Origin of the sequence: Psychrobacter sp. TB20-MNA-CIBAN-0197, assembly GCF_040309765.1 — a bacterium.
Lineage (GTDB): Bacteria > Pseudomonadota > Gammaproteobacteria > Pseudomonadales > Moraxellaceae > Psychrobacter > Psychrobacter submarinus.
In genome coordinates, this window is record NZ_JBEOPC010000620.1 from 1 (window position 1) to 271 (window position 271).

Consider the following 271-nt stretch of genomic DNA (forward strand, 5'->3'; position numbering starts at 1 on the left):
CTGCGTTACCGATTGGTGAAGTAGCCAGTCGCGTCGGTTACAGCTCGCAGAGTGCGTTCTCGGCCGCAGTCCTACGTGAGTTCGGCTCGTCGCCCGGACATCTTCGGCGCGATTCCTGCGACAAAAGACGATAGCCTGCCGACAGACTTGCAGGCCGAGACACGGTTCAATGGCCCCATGAAGTTGAACCTGAAAAAAGGAATGCAATGACTCCGCGTACCGCCCTCGGCGCTCTGCATATTGGCGCTTTGATGTTTGGCCTGACCGGTGT

At 57.9% G+C, this 271-nt stretch carries 1 protein-coding gene and 1 pseudogene; one reads left to right on the plus strand and one right to left on the minus strand.

Annotated elements, in window-relative coordinates:
* Window positions 1-11: 11 nt before the first annotated feature.
* Window positions 12-62 (plus strand): annotated as a pseudogene (locus AAEY83_RS15230) (hypothetical protein); the annotation flags it as partial.
* A gap of 9 nt (window positions 63-71) precedes the next feature.
* Here the strand turns inward: AAEY83_RS15230 and AAEY83_RS15235 are convergent.
* Window positions 72-271, minus strand: a 200-nt coding sequence (locus AAEY83_RS15235; RefSeq protein ID WP_351060232.1) for a hypothetical protein, incomplete at its 5' end; no start/stop codon positions are given.